The 20,185-nt window shown below is 70.9% G+C and carries 18 protein-coding genes; 9 read left to right on the forward strand and 9 right to left on the reverse strand.

Annotation, left to right across the window (positions count from 1 at the left end):
• Positions 1-38 precede the first annotated feature (38 nt).
• From ACMGDM_RS03495 to ACMGDM_RS03505, 3 genes are read right to left on the reverse strand one after another with little or no spacing between them, the layout of a single operon-like run.
• The gene (locus tag ACMGDM_RS03495; protein WP_436802725.1) at positions 39-1,289 is read right to left on the reverse strand and encodes an adenosylmethionine--8-amino-7-oxononanoate transaminase; all 1,251 of its coding nucleotides are present in this window, start codon (positions 1,287-1,289) and stop codon (positions 39-41) included.
• Positions 1,286-1,909, reverse strand: coding sequence for a dethiobiotin synthase (gene bioD, locus ACMGDM_RS03500; RefSeq protein WP_436802726.1), 624 nt, complete (start codon positions 1,907-1,909; stop codon positions 1,286-1,288). Before bioD ends, ACMGDM_RS03495 begins: the two co-directional genes overlap by 4 nt.
• The gene (locus ACMGDM_RS03505) at positions 1,906-3,027 is read right to left on the reverse strand and encodes an 8-amino-7-oxononanoate synthase (RefSeq protein ID WP_436802727.1); all 1,122 of its coding nucleotides are present in this window, start codon (positions 3,025-3,027) and stop codon (positions 1,906-1,908) included. Before ACMGDM_RS03505 ends, bioD begins: the two co-directional genes overlap by 4 nt.
• Before the next feature lie 102 nt (positions 3,028-3,129).
• On the opposite strand from ACMGDM_RS03505, the gene ACMGDM_RS03510 reads away from it, so the two are divergent.
• Entirely contained in the window at positions 3,130-3,948 is an 819-nt protein-coding gene (locus ACMGDM_RS03510; protein ID WP_436802728.1) for a DUF4336 domain-containing protein, read from the forward strand.
• A 437-nt stretch (positions 3,949-4,385) separates the two neighbouring features.
• Here the strand turns inward: ACMGDM_RS03510 and ACMGDM_RS03515 are convergent, their stop codons facing one another.
• From ACMGDM_RS03515 to pdxH, 4 genes are all read right to left on the reverse strand, one after another.
• Positions 4,386-4,625, reverse strand: a complete 240-nt coding sequence (locus tag ACMGDM_RS03515) for a hypothetical protein (protein WP_436802729.1) — start codon at positions 4,623-4,625, stop codon at positions 4,386-4,388.
• A gap of 187 nt (positions 4,626-4,812) precedes the next feature.
• On the reverse strand, positions 4,813-5,619 hold the full coding sequence (locus tag ACMGDM_RS03520; protein ID WP_436802730.1) for a PhzF family phenazine biosynthesis protein: 807 nt from the start codon (positions 5,617-5,619) through the stop codon (positions 4,813-4,815).
• The gene (locus ACMGDM_RS03525; RefSeq protein WP_436802731.1) at positions 5,619-6,572 is read right to left on the reverse strand and encodes a cation diffusion facilitator family transporter; all 954 of its coding nucleotides are present in this window, start codon (positions 6,570-6,572) and stop codon (positions 5,619-5,621) included. The genes ACMGDM_RS03520 and ACMGDM_RS03525 overlap by 1 nt, the downstream gene beginning before the upstream one ends.
• Positions 6,569-7,150, reverse strand: coding sequence for a pyridoxamine 5'-phosphate oxidase (gene pdxH / locus ACMGDM_RS03530; protein WP_436802732.1), 582 nt, complete (start codon positions 7,148-7,150; stop codon positions 6,569-6,571). The genes ACMGDM_RS03525 and pdxH overlap by 4 nt, the downstream gene beginning before the upstream one ends.
• Positions 7,151-7,267: 117 nt before the next feature.
• Here pdxH and ku point away from each other — a divergent pair, with 117 nt between their 5' ends.
• The 5 genes from ku (at position 7,268) to ACMGDM_RS03555 (ending at position 15,249) form a co-directional block, all read left to right on the forward strand.
• The gene (ku, locus tag ACMGDM_RS03535; RefSeq protein ID WP_436802733.1) at positions 7,268-8,173 is read left to right on the forward strand and encodes a non-homologous end joining protein Ku; all 906 of its coding nucleotides are present in this window, start codon (positions 7,268-7,270) and stop codon (positions 8,171-8,173) included.
• A 197-nt stretch (positions 8,174-8,370) separates the two neighbouring features.
• Positions 8,371-10,881, forward strand: coding sequence for a DNA ligase D (gene ligD, locus ACMGDM_RS03540; protein WP_436802734.1), 2,511 nt, complete (start codon positions 8,371-8,373; stop codon positions 10,879-10,881).
• A 213-nt stretch (positions 10,882-11,094) separates the two neighbouring features.
• The gene (locus ACMGDM_RS03545) at positions 11,095-11,775 is read left to right on the forward strand and encodes a hypothetical protein (RefSeq protein ID WP_436802735.1); all 681 of its coding nucleotides are present in this window, start codon (positions 11,095-11,097) and stop codon (positions 11,773-11,775) included.
• 73 nt (positions 11,776-11,848) lie between these two features.
• The gene (locus tag ACMGDM_RS03550) at positions 11,849-14,320 is read left to right on the forward strand and encodes a circularly permuted type 2 ATP-grasp protein (RefSeq protein ID WP_436802736.1); all 2,472 of its coding nucleotides are present in this window, start codon (positions 11,849-11,851) and stop codon (positions 14,318-14,320) included.
• A gap of 47 nt (positions 14,321-14,367) precedes the next feature.
• Positions 14,368-15,249, forward strand: coding sequence for a transglutaminase family protein (locus ACMGDM_RS03555; protein ID WP_436803619.1), 882 nt, complete (start codon positions 14,368-14,370; stop codon positions 15,247-15,249).
• A gap of 9 nt (positions 15,250-15,258) precedes the next feature.
• On the opposite strand, the gene ACMGDM_RS03560 is transcribed toward ACMGDM_RS03555, so the two are convergent.
• Positions 15,259-15,678, reverse strand: a complete 420-nt coding sequence (locus tag ACMGDM_RS03560) for a hypothetical protein (RefSeq protein ID WP_436802737.1) — start codon at positions 15,676-15,678, stop codon at positions 15,259-15,261.
• Between the two features lie 333 nt (positions 15,679-16,011).
• On the opposite strand from ACMGDM_RS03560, the gene ACMGDM_RS03565 reads away from it, so the two are divergent.
• Genes ACMGDM_RS03565 through ACMGDM_RS03575 form a run of 3 tightly spaced genes read left to right on the forward strand, consistent with a single transcriptional unit; the run spans position 16,012 to position 19,087 of the window.
• A complete protein-coding gene (locus ACMGDM_RS03565) occupies positions 16,012-16,623 on the forward strand; it encodes a response regulator (RefSeq protein WP_436802738.1) in 612 nt (203 codons plus the stop codon).
• Positions 16,620-18,716 carry a sensor histidine kinase gene (locus ACMGDM_RS03570; protein WP_436802739.1) on the forward strand — a complete coding sequence of 699 codons (2,097 nt, stop codon included), beginning with the start codon at positions 16,620-16,622 and terminating at the stop codon, positions 18,714-18,716. Before ACMGDM_RS03565 ends, ACMGDM_RS03570 begins: the two co-directional genes overlap by 4 nt.
• Entirely contained in the window at positions 18,713-19,087 is a 375-nt protein-coding gene (locus ACMGDM_RS03575; protein ID WP_436802740.1) for a response regulator, read from the forward strand. The genes ACMGDM_RS03570 and ACMGDM_RS03575 overlap by 4 nt, the downstream gene beginning before the upstream one ends.
• On the opposite strand, the gene ACMGDM_RS03580 is transcribed toward ACMGDM_RS03575, so the two are convergent.
• Positions 19,077-19,721: a PilZ domain-containing protein gene (locus tag ACMGDM_RS03580; protein ID WP_436802741.1), complete on the reverse strand. Its 645-nt coding sequence runs from the start codon at positions 19,719-19,721 to the stop codon at positions 19,077-19,079. The genes ACMGDM_RS03575 and ACMGDM_RS03580 overlap by 11 nt on opposite strands.
• Between the last annotated feature and the right edge of the window lie 464 nt (positions 19,722-20,185).

A 20,185-nucleotide genomic window follows, 5' to 3' on the forward strand; every position in this document is an offset into this window, starting at 1 on the left:
CGAATGCCGGGTGACGGCGGGGCTACGAAAGCGCCCCGTCAGGCGAACGCCGCGACCGCCTCGCTTATCACCGCATAGACGCGGTCGAGGTCGTCATCGCCGATGCAATAGGGCGGCATCACGTAGAGCGTGTCGCCAAGCGGGCGCAGCAGCACGTCCCGCTCGCGGAAAAACCGCAGCAGCCGCGGCGCGCGATCGGACAGATAGCCCGCTCCCTCCCCCAGTTCGAACGCGGCGATGGTGCCGAGCGCGCGCGTGCCGCTCACCCCCGGCAGCGTCGCCAGGGCCGCGACACGCGCCGCCTGTGCCGCCGCCAGTGCCGCCACGCGCTCGCGCACCGGCTCGTCGCGCCAGATCGCGAGATTGGCGCAGGCCGCGGCGCAGGCGATCGGGTTGGCGGTGTAGCTGGACGAGTGGAAGAACATGCGCGCGCGATCGTCGCTCCAATGCGCCTCGAACAGCGGCTCGCTTGCCAGCGTCACCGCGAGCGGCACCGCGCCCCCGGTCAGCCCCTTCGACAGGCACAGGATATCCGGCTCCACCGCGGCCTGCTCGCACGCCAGCAGCGTGCCGGTGCGCCCCCAGCCGGTCATCACCTCGTCCGCGATGAACAGCACATGGTGGCGCGCGCAGATCGCGCGCATCTCGGCCAGCACCGCGGGCGGGTAGAACAGCATTCCGCCCGCGCCAAGCACCAGCGGCTCGACGATGAACGCCGCCGCCCCCGCCGAACAGGCGCGTTCGAGCGAGTCGAGCGTTGCCTGCTCCGCCGCTGCGACGGGAAAGGGGATCGTGCCGACGTTGAACAGCAGCGGTGCATAGGGCCGGTTGAAGACGCCGCGCGCGCCGACCGACATCGCGCCGATCGTGTCGCCGTGATAGCTGTGCTCGAGCACCAGGATGCGATGCCGCGGCTCGCCGCGCGCGTGCCAATAGCCAAGCGCCATCTTCAGCGCGACCTCGACGCTGGTCGACCCCGAATCGGAGAAGAACACGCGCGTCAGCGCCGCAGGCGTGAGCGCGACGAGACCGCGCGCGAGTTCCTCGGCGGGCTCGTGGGTCCAGCCCGCGAAGATGATCTGGTCGAGCCGCTCGGCCTGGTCGCGGATCGCGGCGACGATACGGGGATGGTTGTGACCATGCGTCGTCACCCACCAGGACGAGATCGCGTCGATAACGCGTCGCCCGTCCGCGGTGTGGAGCATGGCGCCCTCGCCGCGCGCGACCAGCGGGATCGGCTCGCCCAGGCCGTGCTGGGTGAACGGGTGCCAGACCGGAGAATTGCTCATCGGAAGGACGCCACGTCGAAGCCGCCGGCGAACGCGTCCGCCAGCGTCGCGGCGTCGAGCCGCGGCAGCAGCGGCAGGCGGCCCAGCCGACGCACGCCGCCGATCGCCGCGATGGTGGCTTCGCTGTCCTCGTTCGCGTCACCGACGAAGGCGATCCCGAGCAGCGTCACGCCACGCGCGCGCAGCGCCTCGATCGAGAGCAGGCTATGGTTGATCGTGCCCAACGCGGTCCGCGCCACCAGCACCGTCCGGCACCCCCAGCGCGCGATCTGGTCGGCGAACAGCCAGTCGCGCGTCAGCGGCACCAGCGCGCCGCCCGCGCCCTCCACCACCAGATCGCCGTCGACCCGCGGCAGCGCCAGTCGCGCCGGATCGATCGTCACGCCGTCGAGCTCGGCAGCGCGGTGCGGCGAACAGGGCGTGCGCAGGCGATAGGCCTCGGGCAGGATACGCCCGGGCGGCACGCCGAGCGCGGCCACCGTCCCGGCGTCGCTGCCGTCCTCCAGACCCGCCTGCACCGGCTTCCAATAAGCGGCGCCGAGCGCGACCGTCAGCGCCGCCGCGAACACGGTCTTGCCCACGCCGGTGTCGGTGCCGGTCACCGCGATCACCGCGCTCATGACCGCGCCCCGGCGAGCACCGTGGCGAGCCCGTCGACGTCCGCCGCGGTCACGTGGAGCGTCAGCGACAGGCGGAGCCGCGCGCTGCCCGCCGGCACGGTCGGCGGCCGAATCGCGCGCACGTCGAAGCCGGCGCGCTGCACCGTCGCCGCGAGGTCAAGCGCGCGGCGGTCTTCGCCGATGATCAGCGGGATTACCTGCGTGCCCGTGACCGACGCGCCGCACGGGCCGAGCCGAGCCCCCGCCTGCGCGATCAGCGCGAGCAACCGCTCGCGCCGCTCGGGCTCATCCGCGACGATCCGCAGCGCGGCGCGCGCCACCGCGGCGGCGAGCGGCGCGGGCGCGGTGGAGAAGATGAAGGGCCGCGCGCGCGCCACCAGGAAGTCGCGCACCACCGCGGCGGCGCACACCAGCGCGCCCTCGCAGCCGAGCGCCTTGCCGAAGGTCTTGAGCGTGATCACGTTCTCGCGCCCCTCCCAGGCGGCGGCGAGCCCGCGCCCCTGCGCGCCGAACACGCCGGTGGCGTGCGCCTCGTCGATCACCAGCATCGCGTCGTGCCGCGCAGCGATCGCAAGCAGATCGGCGAGCGGCGCGCGGTCACCGTCCATGCTGTACAGGCTTTCCACCGCAATCCACGGCGTGCCGGTACCGCCGCGTGCACGCCAGCCGACGATCGCCGATTCGACCGCGGCGGCGTCGTTGTGCGCGGCGGCCTCGGTCTCGGCGCGGCCAAGCCGCATCCCGTCATGCGCGCTGGCATGGACCAGCGCGTCATAGACGACCAGGTCGCCGCGCTGGGGCAAAGTACTGAACAGTGCCGTGTTGGCGGCGTAACCGCTGCCGAAGAACAACGTCGTCTCGCTGCCGAAGAAGCGCGCGCCCTCCTCCTCCAGTGCCTCGTGCTCGGGATCGTTGCCGCGCAGCAGCCGCGATCCGCCCGATCCCAGCCCGACCCCGCGCTCGAGCGCGTCGCGCGCGGCGGCACGCAGGCCCGGGGCGTCGGCGAGCGCGAGATAGTCGTTCGACGAAAAGTCGACGCCGCGACGCGGCGCGAGCGTGCGGAGCCGGTCGCGCGCGGCGAGCGCGGCGAGTTGATCACGATGCGAGGCGAGCCACATGACCGCGGCTATAGAAGGCGTGCGCGCGAACGCCAGCCGGTGCGGCGAGCCAGCGATGCGGCGGGATGCGGCACGTCACGGCGCCAGCGGCGTTCATCGCGCATGACCAGACGCTCCTACCCCGCCGCGCCCGCTTTGGCCGCGCTCGCCGTGGCCGGCGCGCTCGCCGGCTACGTCTATGCTGGCCGACGCTCCGGCACCGCGCCCGCCAGCTACCCGCCGCTCGATGTGCCCAAGCCGTTCGCCGACGGGATCTGGCTGGTCGATAGCGGCCCGATCCACGCGGGCGGGCTGGTCCTGCCGGTGCGCATGACGGTGATCCGCCTCGGCGACGGCAGCCTCCTGCTCCACTCGCCCACGCCCTACACGCCGGCGCTGGCGGCCGAGCTCGAGCGGCTCGGACCGATCCGTCACCTCGTCGCGCCCAATGTCGCGCACTGGACCTACCTGCCGCGCTGGCAGCGTGCCTTTCCGCGCGCGACGCTGTGGGCGGCACCGGGGCTCGCGGAGCGCGCCCAGGTGCGCCGCGCAGGACTGCGCATCGATTCGGTGCTGGGCGAGGAGGCGCCGGCGGCGTGGCGCGATGCGCTTGATCAGGGGATCGTGGCGGGCGGCGCCGGGTTCCGCGAGACGTGGCTGCTCCATCGCGCGACGCGAACGCTCGTGCTCACCGACCTGGTGCAGAACCTCGACGCGGCGCGGCTTCCGACCATGACCGCGCTGGTCACGCGTGCGACGCGCGGCACCGCCGGCACCACGCCGCTCTACCTCCGCGCCGCGCTGCGGCTAGGCGGCGAGCCGACCCGTGAGTCGATCCGCGCGCTGGTCGCGCGCGGGCCCGAGCGGGTGGTGATGGCGCATGGCGCGCCCTTTGCGCGGGACGGAGCGGCACGATTGCGCCGCGCGTTTGCCTGGGTCTGACTCTGACGGGCACGCGCGGCCCGGGTTGCACGATACACGAGCCGGCTGCTTCGCCTGCGCCGTTCGGCGATCCGGGATGATTTGAGCCCCGTCCCTCTCTCGCCCGTCATCCCGGACCTGCTCCGGGACACACTCGTCAGCGATGGCTACCCACAGGGGTGCGCGGCATGGTGGATCGCGGAGCAGGCCGGGATAACGAGAGAGGTGCGTAGCAGCTCCTGCAGCGAGACTGCCGCTGTGCCGGCCAAAGGCTTCCGCGATAACGCGTCAGCTGGAGTGCGGCTGTGACGTGCGCCCTCGCCGCCTGCACGCCACGCCGCGCCCGATCTTACCCGCCCCAACAACAAGCGCCCGGCGCAGAGCACCGGGCGAAGGTTGGTCTAGGGAGCACTAGACGGTCTGAGACGATACCCTGATCCGGGTATCGAAAGCCTGAATCAGAGCGTGTTGCCCGCGGTGGCGCTGAGGTTGTCACCGGTCGCGTTGGCGGGCAGCGCACCGACGTCCTCACCGTTGCCCAGCGCCGAGAAGTTGCCGTCAGCCGGCAGTTCCTCGTTGAGCACCGTCTCGTTCGCCAGCGTGTCGTTGGCGGCGGTGTCGTTGCTGGTCTTCGAACCGCAGGCGGCGAGCGCCAGCGCCAGAGCCATCCCGGTCACACCGGCGACGATCTTCTTCATCAACTCCGATCCCCTTCAAAATAGGCGGCGCCATGCACCGTCGGGAGCAATCTACACCACGCAGATCGGAATACAAGAGAGTAGATGCTGGTCACTTACCCGCAAAGGCGAGCGCACACGACCGCACCGACGCCCCAGCGTCTCCGGACACGGCCGGCGCTACCTGTCCGTCTATTATAGAACGCGCTCAGGGGAGAAGGAACGTACCCTCGATCACCGTGACGCACTCACCACGAAGGATCACGCGGTCACCCGCCAGCGTGCAGCCGACGCGACCACCGCGCGCGCTCGCCTGAAACGCGTCGAATGTGTCGCGACTGAGTCGCTCCGCCCAATAGGGCACCATCACTGCGTGCGCCGAGCCGGTCACCGGATCCTCGGGAATGTCGAAATAGTCGGTGAACACGCGGCTCACCACGTCGGCGGTCTCACCGCGCGCGGCGACGATATGGACGATCGGGCCGAGCGCGCGCACGGCGCGACCGTCCGGCGCCGCGGCACGAACCGCCGCCTCGTCCGCGACGATGACGAGCGCATAGCCCTTCTCGTGCCACAGCGTCTCGATCGCCTCCACGCCCAGTGCGGCGACCACCTCCGGCAGCGGCTTCGGCGCGGGCGTCCAGGCCGGCAGCGCCATCGCATAGCTGGCGCCGATCGCCCCGTCCGCGCGCGCCACCTCGAGCACCCCGGCCTGGCGCGTGCGGAAGCGCACCGCGGCGCGGTCCGCGTCAGAAGACAGGACGAAATGCCCGCTCGCCAGCGTGGCATGCCCGCACAGCGCGACCTCGGCCGCAGGGGTGAACCAGCGCAGCTCGAAATCGCTCTCGCCGCTGGCGTCGGGCACCAGGAAGGCGGTCTCGCTCAGGTTGTTCTCCTCCGCGATCTGCTGGAGCAGCGGGTCCGCCGGCCAGCTCGCCAACGGCATCACCGCCGCCGGATTGCCCGCGAAGGCTGCTCCGGCGAACGCGTCGATCTGAGCAAAAGGGATGCGCATCAGTAGCCTACTCGCTTGCCGAACCAGTGCGGCATGACATCGGCCTCCACCAGCGGATTGTCCGTATCGACATGGCCTTCGGGATCGAGATGGATCAGCGTCTCGACGCGCGGGAAGGTCTGGCGCAGCGCCACCTCGACCCGCTCGACAATGTCGTGCGCGTCCCGCACCGTGAGGCTCGGGTCCACTTCCATGTGGAACTGCGCGAACTCGTGGCTGCCGGCGCGACGCGTGCGGAAGTCGTGGATGCCGCGTATGCCGGGCTGGCGCGCTGCCACCTCCATGAAGGCGGCGCGCTGGTCCTCGGGCCATTCCTTGTCCATCAGCATGTCGATCGCCTGGCTCGACGCCTGGAACGCACCCCAGGCGAGCCACAGCGCGATCGCGATACCGAACACCGGATCCGCGCCCGCGACGCCGACATATTGATCCAGCACCAGTGCCGCGATCACCGCCACGTTGAGCAGCACGTCGGACTGGTAATGGACGTTGTCCGCCAGGATCGCCACCGAGCCGGTGCGCCCGATCACGTGGCGCTGATACGCGAGCAGCACGAACGTGGCCAGGATCGCCAGCACCGAGACGCCGATGCCCAGCCCCGCGCCCTCATTGGCGGCAGGCGCCGAGAAGCGCTGGATCGCGCGCACCGCGATGCCGATCGCGGAGGCGGTGATCAGCACGACCTGAAACAAAGCGGCGAGCGCCTCCGCCTTGCCGTGGCCGAAACGGTGATCGTGGTCGGCCGGCTCGGCGGCGAGCTTCACCCCATACAGCGTCACGACACTGGCGAGCAGATCGAGCCCGGTGTCCGCGAGGCTGCCGAGCATCGCGACCGAGCCGGTGTGCCAGGCGGCATAGGCCTTCACCACCAGCAGCGAGGTCGCCATCGCGACGCTCGCCAGCGCGGCCCGCATCGCCAGCGGCACGGCGCGACGGCGTTCCTCGCTGGTCATGGGAACAGCAGACCTTCGCTCCAGTCACCCCCATCGACGCGGGTGAACAAGCGGCGCTCGTGCAGCCGGTGCGCGCGATCCTGCCAGAACTCGATCTCGTCGGGCGCGACGCGGTAGCCGCCCCAAAATGGCGGTCGCGGCACGTCCTGCCCGTCGAAGCGCGCGCGCGCGGCGTCGACCCGCGCCTCGAACGTCGCGCGTGAGTCGAGCGCGCGCGACTGGTCGGACGCCCAGGCGCCGAGCTGCGAGTCGCGCCCGCGCGAGGCGAAATAGGCGTCGCTCTCGGCATCGCTCACCTGGCTCACCGCGCCGGTCACGCGCACCTGCCGCCGCAGCGACTTCCAGTGGAAGAGCAGAGATGCCTGCGCGTTGGCGGCGAGTTCCTCTGCCTTGCGGCTGCCCTGGTTGGTGTAGAAGACGAAACCGTCGGTGTCGTGCCCCTTCAGCAGCACCATGCGGGCGGACGGGCGCCCGCGGGCGTCGGCGGTGGCGAGCGCCATCGCGTTGGGGTCGTTGGGTTCGCTCTGTTCCGCCTCCGCCAGCCAGCGGTCGAAGAGGGCGATCGGATCGTCGGCCATGGCGCGCATCTAGGCGAAATGCCCCGGGATTTCCACGGCAGATCGATGCCATATCATGCCACACGGAACCCCTTTCCTCGCAAATGATTGAATCGCCTCCGGAACAAGGGAAGTGACATGGCCGCGCGGGCATATTGGCAGGGGCAGATCCGGCTCGCGCTGGTTTCGATCCCGGTGGAAATCTACTCGGCGACCAAGTCGGGCGCGCAGATCAGCTTCCACCAGATCCACGAACCGTCCGGCAAGCGGATCAAATATGAGAAGGTCGTGCCCGGCATGGGACCGGTCGACACCGACGAGATCGTCAAGGGCTTCGAGGTCGAGAAGGGCGAATATGTCCTGCTCGAGCAGGATGAAATCGACGCGGTGAAGCTCGAGTCGAAGAAGACGCTCGAGCTCACCCAGTTCGTCGACGCCAGCGAGATCGACGTGCTCTATTATGAAAAGCCCTATTTCGTCGTGCCCGCCGACGATCTCGCCGAGGAGGCGTTCATCGTGTTGCGCGAGGCGCTTCGGCGGACCAAGAAGGTCGGGCTCGGGCAACTGGCGATGCGCGGGCGCGAATATGTCGTCAGCCTCAAGCCATGCGGGCGCGGCCTCGTGCTGGAGACGCTGCGCTATGCCGACGAGGTCAACAAGGCACAGGGCTATTTCCGCGACATCCCCGACGAGAAGCCCGACCCTGAGCTGCTCGACCTCGCCGAGGCGCTGATCGAGAAGAAGAGCGGTGCGTTCGACCCACAGGAGTTCCACGACCGCTACGTCGACGCACTGCGCGGGCTGATCGAGCGCAAGCGCAAGGCGCATGGGCGCAAGATCATCGAGGACAATGACGAGGGCGGCGCCCGCTCGGGATCGAACGTGGTCGACCTGATGGCGGCGTTGAAGAAGTCGATGGAAGGCTCGCGCGGCGCGGCGAACGAGAATGCGGGCGCGAGCAAGGCCGCGGCCAAGCCTGCGGCGAAGCGCACGCCCGCCAAGAAGCCCGCGGCGAGGAAGCCGGCGGCGAAGAAGAGCGCGTGAGGTGAGCGCCCGTGGTTCAGGAGCCTGCGTGTCCGCATCTTTCCTCGTCACCGCGGACTTGATCCGAGGCCCATGCCGCCGCGTACGACACGGCAGCTGCGCTCGCGGCGCCATGGATGCCGGATCAAGTCCGGCATGACGGTCGTGGGATCCGTCACCTTGCTCGATCTCGCAGGGCTTGTTGAGGAGAGCATCGCGTGACGAGGAAGAAGGACCAGCCCGGTTCACCCGCCGCCGCCCCTGCTCCCGCCACCGACCCGCTCGCGCGCTACAATGCCAAGCGCGACTTCAGCCGCACCGCCGAGCCCGCCGGCACGCTCGCGCCGGGGAACGGCAACAGCTTCATGGTGCAGAAACACGACGCCACCCGGCTGCATTGGGACTTCCGCCTGGAGATCGACGGCGTGCTCAAGAGCTGGGCGGTGACGCGCGGCCCGAGCCTCGACCCCGACGAAAAGCGTCTCGCGGTCCGCACCGAGGACCATCCGCTCTCTTATGCCACGTTCGAGGGGACGATCCCCAAGGGCGAATATGGCGGCGGCACGGTGATGCTGTGGGACCGCGGCACCTGGGCGCCGATCGCGGGCAAGAGCGCGCGCGACCTCGACAAGGGCCACCTCCACTTCATACTCGACGGCGAGCGGATGAAGGGCGAGTGGCTGCTGATCCGGCTGCGCCCGCGCGGGAAGGAAAAGAACGAGAACTGGCTGCTGCGCAAGATCGACGACGCTTATGCCGGCGGCACCGACACGTTGGTCGAGACCGCGCTGACCAGCGTCGCCACCGGCCGCACGATGCAGGAGATCGCCGACGGCGCGCCGCCGCATGAAGAGGCCGCCGCGCCGACGTCCCGGCCCGCGAAGCCGAAGACGGCGAAGCGCGGACGCAAGCTCGCGCTTCCCCCGTATGAGCCGCCGCAGCTCTGCACCCTCGTCGACTCGGTGCCGAGCAGCAGCGACTGGATCCATGAGGTCAAGTATGACGGCTATCGCGCGCTGGTGGCCGTCGCCGACGGGGAGGCCAAGGTCTACACCCGCAACGGGCTCGACTGGACCGACAAATTCGCGGGCGTCGCCGCCGCCGCGGCCGCGCTCCCGGTCGGCAGCGCGCTGATCGACGGCGAGATCGTCGCGTTCAAGGACGGGCGGCCGGACTTCTCCACGCTGAAGGACGCGATATCGGCGGGCGGCGCGATGACGCTCTTCGCCTTCGACCTGCTTGAACAGGACGGCGAGGACCTGCGTCCGCTCGCCACCGTGCAGCGCAAGGAGCGACTGCGCGCGCTGGTCGGTGCGGGCGAGGCGCGGCTCCAGTTCGCCGAGCATGTGGTCGGCGCGGGCGAGCAATTGTTCGAGACGATGTGCCGCGAGGGCTATGAGGGCGTGGTCTCGAAGAAGGCCGACGCGCCCTATCGCGGCAAGCGGACCCAGGCGTGGCTCAAGGTCAAGTGCACGCGGCGGCAGGAGTTCGTCATCGTCGGCTGGACGCCGTCGGACAAGCGCCGCGGCTTCCGCTCGCTGCTGCTCGGCGTCCACGACAATGGCGCGCTGCGCTATGCCGGTAAGGTCGGGACCGGCTTCTCCGCCGCGCTGATCGATGAGCTCGGCGCGCAGCTGGAACGGCTCGAGCGCAAGACGCCGACGGTGAGCGCGCCGCGTGCCGCGGTGCGCGGCGCGCATTGGGTCGCGCCCAAGCTGGTCGCCGAGATCGCCTTCACCGAAACCACGCCCGACGGGGTGCTGCGCCACCCCAGCTTCCTCGGGCTGCGTGGCGACAAGCCGGCGCGCGAGGTGGTGGTTGAGCGCCCGACGCCGCCGCCTGCCAGCGCCGCGGCGGCGGTGCCCGCCACCTCGATCAAGGTATCGAGCCGTGACCGCGTCATCTTCCCCGAGAGCAGGGTGACCAAAGGCGATCTCGCGGACTATTACCTCACGGTCGCCGGGATCATGCTGCCCTGGGCGGGTCATCGCCCGGTCAGCCTGGTGCGTTGCCCGCAAGGCCGCGCCAAGCAATGCTTCTTCCAGAAGCACGACGCCGGCTCGTTCGGCGAGGCGGTGCACCAGGTGCCGATCCGCGAGAAGGACGGCTCGACCGAGAACTATCTTTACGTCGACTCGGCCGACGGCCTGGTCGCCTGCGTGCAGATGGGGACAATCGAGTTCCACGGCTGGGGCTCGACCGTGGCGGCGCTCGAACAGCCCGATCGCATGGTGTTCGATCTCGATCCCGATGAGGGGCTCGACTTCGCCGACACCAAGCGCGCCGCCGAGCATATCAAGGAGCAGCTCGCCGAGCTCGGCCTGACCAGCTTCCCGCTGCTGTCGGGTGGCAAGGGCGTGCACGTCGTCGTACCGCTCACGCCCGCGGCGGAATGGCCGGCGGTGCGCGACTTCGCCGAACGGTTCGCGCGCGCGCTGGCGCAGGCGGAGCCGGAGCGGTTCGTCGCCAACATGAGCAAGGCCAAGCGCAAGAACCGGATCTTCATCGACTATCTGCGCAACCAGCGCGGCGCGACCGCGATCATGCCCTATGCCGCCCGGGCGCGCGCGGGCGCACCGGTCGCGGCCCCGGTCTCCTGGACCGAGCTGCGCGACCTCGACACCGCGGCGCGCTGGCACGTCACCGATGCCGCCGAGCTGATCGCGCGCGCCAACAGCCGCTCGCTCAAGGGCTGGGGCGTGGCGGACCAGGTGCTGCCCGAGGTGTGAGTGTGTGTACGGCCGGATCATGTGCCATTCCCGTCATCCCGGACCTGTTCCGGGACGGGGATGACGGTCAACGAAGGGGCCAAACGTTCTAAGTGGCTGTTCTCCGTGCGCCGCCTCCGCCACACTCCACCGCCACGATCCGCTCCCCACCCGGCGTAGACCTCGGCCGGCTATAATGGAGAGGAGCCTTCGCCCGTCATCGCCGGACCCGCCATGCCGCACCGCCCCCGTCTCCTCGCCTGTCTCCTCACGTTCACCGCCGTGCCCGCGTCCGCCACGCCGCTGCCGACCGGCTGGTTCGACACGATCCAGGGCCGGTTGGCGGCCGATGCCGCGCTCCACGCCCTGAGCGATCAGCTCGCCGCGCGCGACAGCGCGACGCTGGTGCTCGACGCTTGGTGCGCTGCGCATCATATGGCCACCGAGCCCAAGATCGTCGCCGAGCGGGTGCACGGCGACGAGCGCACCGCCCCGCCAGAGGTTCGCGCTTTGCTCAAGGTCGCGCCCGACGAGCGGCTCGGCTATCGTCACGTGCGGCTGAGATGCGGCACGCATGTCCTGTCGGACGCGGACAATTGGTACGTTCCCGCACGCCTCACCGCCGACATCAACCACCAACTCGACACCACCGAAACGCCGTTCGGCCGCGCCGCGCAGCCGCTGCACTTCCGCCGCTACACGCTGTCGAGCCACCATCTCTGGTCGCCGCTGCCGCAGCACTGGGAGACTCTGCCAGGATGGCGCTGGCCGCTGCGCGGCGAGATCGACGTGCCCGCCACCGTGCTCGAGAACCGCGCGGTGCTGCTGTTGCCGGACGGGTCGCCGGTCAGCGCGGTGGTGGAGCGCTACACCGGTGCGGTGCTGGCCTTCCCCGCCCCGCCGGTCGCCCGCTGATTTCTACCAGCGCGGCTTTGCCTTGCCCGGCGGCATCGCCTAGGGTCCCGGCTGCCCGCGCACGGAGGACCGAGTGGCGACCCAGCCTGCCCTGTTCGATGCCGGGACCAACGCGCGCCGCTGGCTCGACGATTATGCCGGCGCGGCGGACGACGCGATGCGCGCGGGCGACGAAACCGCCGCGCTGGCGATGCTGGAGGAGCTCGCCGCGGTCGCGGGCGATGATCTCGGCCATGCGCGCGAGCGGGTACAGCGCCATGCGGCGGACATCGGCACCGGCTTCCGCATCATCGGCGAGGACAGTGAGCGTCCCTGGCCGGTCAGTCCGATCCCGCTGCTGATCGAGGCGGACGAATGGGCGCACATCGAGCGCGGCGTGGTCCAGCGCGCCGACCTGTTCGAGCGCATCCTCCAGGATCTCTACGGCGAGGCGCAGCTGGTCCAGCGCGGCCATCTGCCCGCCACCCTGGTCACCGGCAGTCCCTACTTTTTGCGCCCGCTGGTCGGGCTGACCCCACCCGGCGGGCACCATCTGCGCTTCGTCGCGGTCGATCTCGGGCGCGGACCGTCGGGCGAGTGGCGCGTGCTCGCCGACCAGCTGCGCACGCCCACCGGCGCCGGCTATGCGCTGGAGAACCGGCTGGCGGTCAGCCGCACGCTCGGCGGGCTGCAGCGGCGGCTCAACGTCCGCCGCCACGCGCCGTTCTTCGCCGCCTTCCGCGACGGGCTCGCCGCCGCGTGCCGCCGCAGCGACCCGCGGATCGGGCTGCTCACCCCAGGCCGCTACAATCCGAGCTATCCCGAGCAGGCGCATCTCGCGCGCTACCTCGGGCTGCTGCTGGTGGAAGGCGACGATCTCGCCGCGCTGGAGGAGCGGCTGTACGTGCGCACCATCGGCGGGCTCAAGCGCGTCGACGCATTGTGGCGCCGGCTCGACCCGCGGCTGCTCGACCCGCTCGCGTTCGACTCGCACTCACGCATCGGCGTGCCCGGGCTGATCGACGCCTGGGCCGCGGGCAATGTCGTGCTCGCCAATGCCCCGGGCGTCGGCGTGCTCGAGAGCGCCGCGTTCGGCGCCTTCCTGCCCCAGCTGGCGACGCGGCTGACCGGCGCCGACCTGATCCTGCCGCAGATCGCGACCTGGTGGTGCGGCCAGGCACGCGAGGCGGAGCATGTCGCCGCCGAGCTGCCGTCGCTGCTGCTCTCCTCCGCGTTCGGCGCCCGTACGCTCGGCCTGCCGGGCGACGCGCCGGTGGCGGGGGCCGACCTTTCCGCCGCACAGCGTGCCGCGCTGCTCGATGCGATGGCGCTGCGTCCGCAGGACTTCGTCGGGCAGGAGATCGTGCGGCTCTCCACCATGCCGGTGGTGATCGAGGATCGGATGGAGCCGCGCCCCTTCACGCTGCGCGTCTTCGCCGCGCGCGACCGCGACGGCCGTTGGCAGGTGATGCCGGGCGGGTTCGCGCGGATCGGCGCGCATCCGGACCCTCGCGCCGCGGTAATGGGCGAGGGCAGCTGGTCCGCGGACGTCTGCGTCCATGGCAGCGAGCCGGTCGCGCCGGTGTCGCTGCTGCCCGCGGTCGACACGCTCCACGTCCGCCGCAATCCGGGCACGCTGCCGAGCCGCGTTGCGGACAATTTCTTCTGGCTCGGCCGCTATCTCGAGCGCGGCGAGGCGATGCTGGCGGTGATCCGCGTCATGCTCGGCAATTCGATCGACGCCGATGCGGGCGCCGCTTTAGGCGCCGACACGGTCGCCAAGCTGGTCAATGAGCTGGTCGCCGCCGGCGCGGCGCCGCCGCCCGCCTCGCTGCGGCGTTCCGATCTCACCCAGTTCGCGCGCACCGCGATGGAGGCGCGCGCGGACGGGTGGCAGTCGGTGGCGGCGATCAACGCGCACGCGCAGCGGATCGCGGGCGGCTCGCGCGACCGGCTCTCCGCGGACATGATCCGGCTGCTCGATGCGCCCTTTCCCAGCCACCGCGGGCTGCTCGACCGCGCCGGCTCGCTCCAGCGCCGCTATGCCGCCATTGCCGGCCTTTCCGCCGAGCACATGAGTCGCACCGCGGCGTGGCGCTTCCACGATCTCGGCCGGCGGATCGAGCGCGCCGCCGCGATTGCGCGCGCGGCGCGGGTGTTCGGCGCCGTCGGCGCTGGGCTGGACGATCTGTCGACCCTGCTCGATCTCGGCGACAGCCAGATCAGTTACCGCCAGCGATATCTCACGGGGATCGCACGCGTTCCCGTGCTCGATTTGGTGGCGCTCGATCCCGGTAATCCGCGCGCGCTGATGTTCCAGGTCGAGGCGATCCGCGAGCATCTCGCGCGGCTGCCGGTGCTGGAGGATGACGGCATGGCCGAGCCGCAGCAGATCGAGGCGACCGAACTGTACGCGATGGTGGCGCCCGAGCAGGCGGCGACGCTCACCGGCGAGCTGCTGCTGGCGGTGGAGCAGCGGCTCGGCCGGCTGTCGGACGCGGTCGCGCGGCGCTATTTCCTGCAGGGCGCCGAGCCGCTCCGCGCCGGCGGGCTGACGCTGGCGTGAGCGAGGTGCTTGCACCCGCCCGCCCGAACCCCGAGGTGGGCGGCGGCATGCGCTACGACATCGTCCACATCACCCGCTTCGACTATGGCAATGCGGTCAAGTTCGCGCGATGCAACCTGCGGCTGCGGCCGATCGACTGGCCCGGACAGCGAGTGGAATCCTATTCGTTGAGCGTCGCGCCCGCCGGTCGGGTGCATCCCGCGCGCGCCGAGGCGGGGCTGGCGCAGGTCGAGCGGCTGGTGATCGAGGAGCCGGTCCGCTCGCTGACGATCGAGAGCCGCGCGCGCGTGACGATCGCGCGCGACGTGCCCGTCCCCGCGCCCGACGATCCCACGCTGGCCGAGGTCGCGGCGCTCGCGCGCGCGTCGACCGACCTCTCCGCTGCCGGCCCGGCCGCCTATCTCTTTCCCTCGCCGCTCATCCCGCTCGATCCCGCGATCGCGGACTATTGCCGCGCCGATCTGGCGCCCCAGCGCAACGCCCTGGAGGCGGGGATCGCGCTGGCGCGCCGGATCCAGCGCGACTTCACCTTCGATGCGGCCGCGACGCTGGTCGACACGCCGCCGCACGAGGCGTTCCGCCAGCGCCGCGGCGTCTGCCAGGATTTCGCGCAGGTGATGATCGCAGGGCTGCGCGCCGCGGGACTGCCCGCGGCCTATGCCTCGGGCTACATCCGCACGCTCCCGCCGCCGGGACAGGAGCGGCTGGTCGGCGCCGACGCGACTCATGCCTGGGTGCTGCTGTGGTGCGGGCCGAGGCGCGGCTGGATCGGGGTCGACCCGACCAACGGCATCTGGATGGCGAGCGATCATGTGATCGTAGCAGTCGGGCGCGACTATGGCGAGATCGCCCCGGTGGACGGCGTGGTGCTCGGCTCGGGTGCGCAGGCCATGGAGGTCAGCGTCGACGTCGCCCCGCTGGCGGGATGACGCGAGTGCTCAGCCACAGCGATCGAGCGTGAAGATCGCATAAGCGGCGGCGCGGCGCGCGCTGTCCGCCAGTTCCACCTCGCCGTCGGCGAGGCGCAGCCACAATCGCCCGAGCGGCGCGAAGCCGAGCGTTCCCGCGATCCCCGCGACGCGATGCGCCAGCGCGACCGTCGCGTCGACGTCGAGCTCGTCCCGCACGCGCGTCAGCAGGTCGCGGAAGCCGTGGAGCAGCGCGCTCATCTCCGCCGCGCCGAACTGCGCGCGCAGCCGCGCCACCGTCGCCAGCGTGTCCGCACGCTGCCACTCGGCCAGCGCAGCGCTCGCCGCCGCCGGCGGGGCATTGCGCGCGAGCGCACCGTCATAGCCCAGCGCGCGCCAATCGGCGATCGCGATCCAGGCGGCGCTCGCCACCGCGACGACGGGGATCAAGGGTCGCTCCGTTTCGCGACGGATCACTGCTGGCAAGAGCGCATCGGACGCGTCGCCTGAAGCGACGACCAGCTCGGCATCCGGCCAGTCGCACACCGATCGACGCGAACCCTCGACGACGTGAAAACCGGCATCGATCAGGGTCGTCGCAAACTCGGGCTCCTCCCCGAGGATGAGACAGGTTGGATGGCTGATGCACATCAGACTATCCCCATTACGGTGTAAAAAGCGCTCGACAGCAGGTGCTCCGCCGCAGAACCTCAGTGGCAGGAATTAGATAAGCAAGTCCGTATGATAGCAATGCACGAGCGAAAGCTTGGAGGTCGTGCCCTGGTGGCCGACGATCACCCGCTCACGCGGGAGGGATTGTCGCTCGCGGCGCGGGCGGCGCTGCCCGGCACGCAGGTCGTCACCGCCGGCTCGATCAAGGAAGCGGTCGCGGCAGCGGAGCGGACGTCCTTCCGCATGATCCTGCTGGATTACGACGTGCCGGATGCGCACGGCTTTTCCGGGCTGCTCGCGCTGCAGGTCCTTGCGCCGACGACGCCGATCGTGCTCGTCACCGCCAACGAGCGCGCGAGCCTGATCGAGGCGGCGCGCGCCCTCGGCGCATCCGGCTATCTGTTCAAGAGCTTGCCGCTTGACGTGCTGGTGGAGCGGCTGCGCAGCATCGACGACGGCGCGGTGATCTTCCCCACGATCGACACCGCGGCTCCCGACCTGAAGGACCTGCGCGCCCGGGTCGAGTCGCTCTCGCCGGCACAGCGCGGCGTGCTGCTCGCACTGGCGGACGGGCGGGCGAACAAGCAGATCGCGCGCGACCTCGACGTCACCGAAGCGACGATCAAGGCGCATCTGACCGTCATCTTCCGCAAGCTGGGGGTAAGCAATCGCGCGCAGGCGCTGCTCGCGATGCAGCCGATGCTCGGCCGGCCCGCGCCTTGAGCGTCGCGGCGCGCCCGATTGCACCGTCGCGAGGACGCTTCCTCGCGATCGCGGCGGCGGCGCCGCTGCTGCTAGCAGCGCTGATCGTGTGGACCGAGGCGGAAGACGCGCGCTCCGACCGGCTGCGCGCTGCCACTGCGCGATCGTTCGATCGCGAGCGCGCGCAGGTCATGCTCCTGTCGGCGTTGAAGGATGCGGAGACCGCGCAGCGCGGCTATCTGCTGACGGGCAACCCGGATTTCCTCGGCCCCTACGCGCCGGCGCGCGCCGCGTCCGAGCCACTGAGTCAGCAGCCAGGGGTCGCCACCCCGACCGTGAGCGCGCTGATCGCGGCCAAGTTCGCCGAACTCGATCGGACGTTGGCGCTACATCGCGCCGGCGACCGCGCAGCGGCGCGCCGTGCGGTGGCCGGAGGGGAGGGACGGCGGATCATGGACCGCCTCCGCGACGAGCTCGCGCGCGACGGCGCCATGGAGCGCGCGGGCATCGCCGCGCAGCGCGCCGCCACCGAGCAGCAGCGCGACATGGTCAGACGGCTGCTGCTCGCCATCACCGTGCTGCTCCTCGTCCTGCTCGCGATCACGCTGCGCTCGCTCTGGCGATCGCGCCGCGATGCTTATGCCGCCGCGCTGGTCGCGTATGAGAACAGCGAGCGCAACGCGGCGATCCTGCGCAGCACCGGCGACGCGCTGCTGATCCTCAATCCGAGCGGCACGATCGAGCTGATCAACGCCGCCGCCAGCACACTGCTCGGCTATACGTCGGAGGAGCTGGAGCGGCGCGACATCGCCACGGTGCTGGACATCGGCGAGGGCCAGGGCGACTTCCACACCCGCATCGGGCTGAGCGACGGCACATTGCGGCAGGATGTGCTGACCGCGCGTGCGGTACGGCGCCGCGACGGCAGCGAGCGGATCGTCGACGTCGCGATCGGCGTGATGCGCGTGCCGAGCGGTGACCATCTCGTCGTCTCGCTGCGCGATGCCTCCGAGCGCGCGCGCATCGAACGCGTCAAGGACGAGCTGATCTCGACCATCGGGCACGAGCTACGCACCCCTCTCACCTCGGTGATCGGCTCGCTGGCGCTGCTGCGCGGCGACGCCAGCGCCGCCCTGTCGCCGCAGGCCGGTCGGCTGGTCGATATCGCCGACAATAATGCGCAGCGTCTGATCCGGCTGATCAACGACATGCTCGACATCGACCGGATCGAGTCGGGCCAGCTGGCGATGTCACGCCAAAGGCTCGACCTGCGCGCCATCGTTGCCCAGGCCACCCTCGACGGTGAGGGACTGGCGCGCAGCCGCAGCGTCACGCTGATCGACGCGTCGGAAGACAGCGCGATCATGGTCACCGGCGACGAAGGGCGTCTGCTTCAGGTCGTGGCCAATCTCGCCTCGAACGCGATCCACGCCTCGCCCGCTGATGCGGCGGTGACGCTCGCGGCTCGCCGTGCGGGTGATCGCGCGATGGTCACGGTGGACGACCGCGGCGACGGCGTGCCCGACAGCCTGCGACCGCGGCTGTTCGAGCGGTTCGAGGCCGCGCGGGGCGGCAGCCGCGCGCCGAGCAGCGGGCTCGGACTGGCGATCTCGCGCGAGATCGTGCGTCGCCACGACGGCGCGATCTGGTTCGAGGACCGCCGTGGCGGCGGGACGCGCTTCGCCTTCGATCTGCCGCACCGCGCCCTGATCGTGCCCGACCCCGCTGTGTCCGAAGGCGACCGGCCCCTGTTGCTCCACCTCGACGACGATCCCGACGTGCGCGCCACCGTCGCGGCGGCACTCGCGGGCGTGGCGCGCGTAACCGCCGTGGCGAGCCTCGCCGAGGCGCGCATTGCGCTACGCGACGGTGCGCCGCAGCTGGCGGTGCTCGACATGCAGGTGGTCGACGGCCACGGCCCCGAGCTGATCCCCCAGCTGGTCGACGCCGCGGGCGCGGCGATCCCGGTCGTGATCTATTCGGGCCAGGACATCCCTGCCCCCTTGGCGGCGCGCGTTGACGCGGTGCTCACAAAGGGGCGGCATGACCTGGCCGAGCTGATCGTGACGGTACAGCGCATGCTGGCTCGATCACGTCCACGGGTCGACGCATGATCATCGGCGCGCTTCACCTGCTGTTCGTCGACGACGACCCCGATATCCGGACCATCGTCCAGCTCGCGCTGGGGCTCGACCCCGGGATGGCGGTGACCGCCGCGGCGAGCGCGGCTGAAGCCCTCGCCGCGCTGACGGCAGCAGCGCCCGACGCCGCGCTGCTCGACGTCACGATGCCCGACATGGACGGCCCGACGCTGTTCGCGGCGATGCGCGCCCGCGTACCGGCGCTGCCGGTGATCTTCATGACCGCACACGGTCGCGATCACGAGGTAACAGCGCTGCGCGCCGTCGGTGCCGCCGGCGTGATCGTCAAACCGTTCGAGCCGCTGACGCTTGCGCGGCAGGTCCGCGCGCTGCTCAGCGGCTAAGCACCGCCTCGCGCCGCGCGATGGCGCCGGAGAGCTGGCGCACGCTCAGCGGCGCGGCGAACTCGATCGCGAACGCCGTGCCGCTGTCCCAGCACAGCCGTCCGCGCACCACCAGCTCGGCATCGATCACGACCTCGATTGCGCTGCCGACCGGCGCAGGCGGCTCTCCCGCGACGCGGATGCCACCGAGCCCCAGGTCCAACGCGCGACATTCGGTGAGCCGCGCGTCGACGATCAGCTCGACCGGTCCGTCATAGTCGAACCGCGGACTTCGCGGCGTCTCGGCGACGGTGCGAAGCGCCGCATCGCCCAGCGCCTCGTCAAACGCGAGACCCACCGCGCGGTCGCGCACCCACCGCACCGAGGCGGCACAGGCGGTCAGCCCGCGGGTCTCCACCGTCACCGCCGTACCCACGGCGGGGGGAAGGTCGAGTTCGACCGCGGCGCCACCCGGCCCGAGGTTGCGCACGGTGCAGACGTGCTGGCGACCGGCGACGATCAGCCGGCCGAGCGCGTACAAGGTGCGCTCGCGCGGCGCCGCACGCTGCTCCTCGACCGGTCGCGGCCCGTGATCGCTCCCCTGCCCCATCACGTCCTCCGTCGTCGCGCTCTGGCGCGCCGCCTGCGTCGTCATCGCGCCTGCCCCCGCCCTGCGCAACGGCCATGCGTTCCGCCGCGTGCGCGACTCGCGCCGTTTCCGTCCGCGGCGACACCGCTCGCGCACCAGGCCGATCCATCGCCGACCACCCCGCTGCCTTCACCCGGCATCGCCGCCCCCATCGCGATCATCGTTCGCCCGCCAGCCCAGTCTTACGCCCCACGTCACGATGACCTTAAAGGACTGATTGGCAACCAAATAGTTAACCAGCGCGCCGCAACGTCGCCGACATCGCATCATATCGACCGAAGTCGTACCCGACCACCGCATCAACCCTGTCCGGCGGTAAAAGTCGGCAGCTGGCAGGGGCTTGCGCTTGGGACGCCGAGCGCTCAGCATCGGAACGAAGGGCGACCGATGCGCACCGGCCAGGCATGGCGGAGACGCGGGACACTCCGGGGGGTATGATGACGGACGCGCCCGCTATTCTGATAGGCTGG

Source organism: Sphingomonas larreae (assembly GCF_051400595.1).
Taxonomy (GTDB): Bacteria; Pseudomonadota; Alphaproteobacteria; order Sphingomonadales; family Sphingomonadaceae; genus Sphingomonas.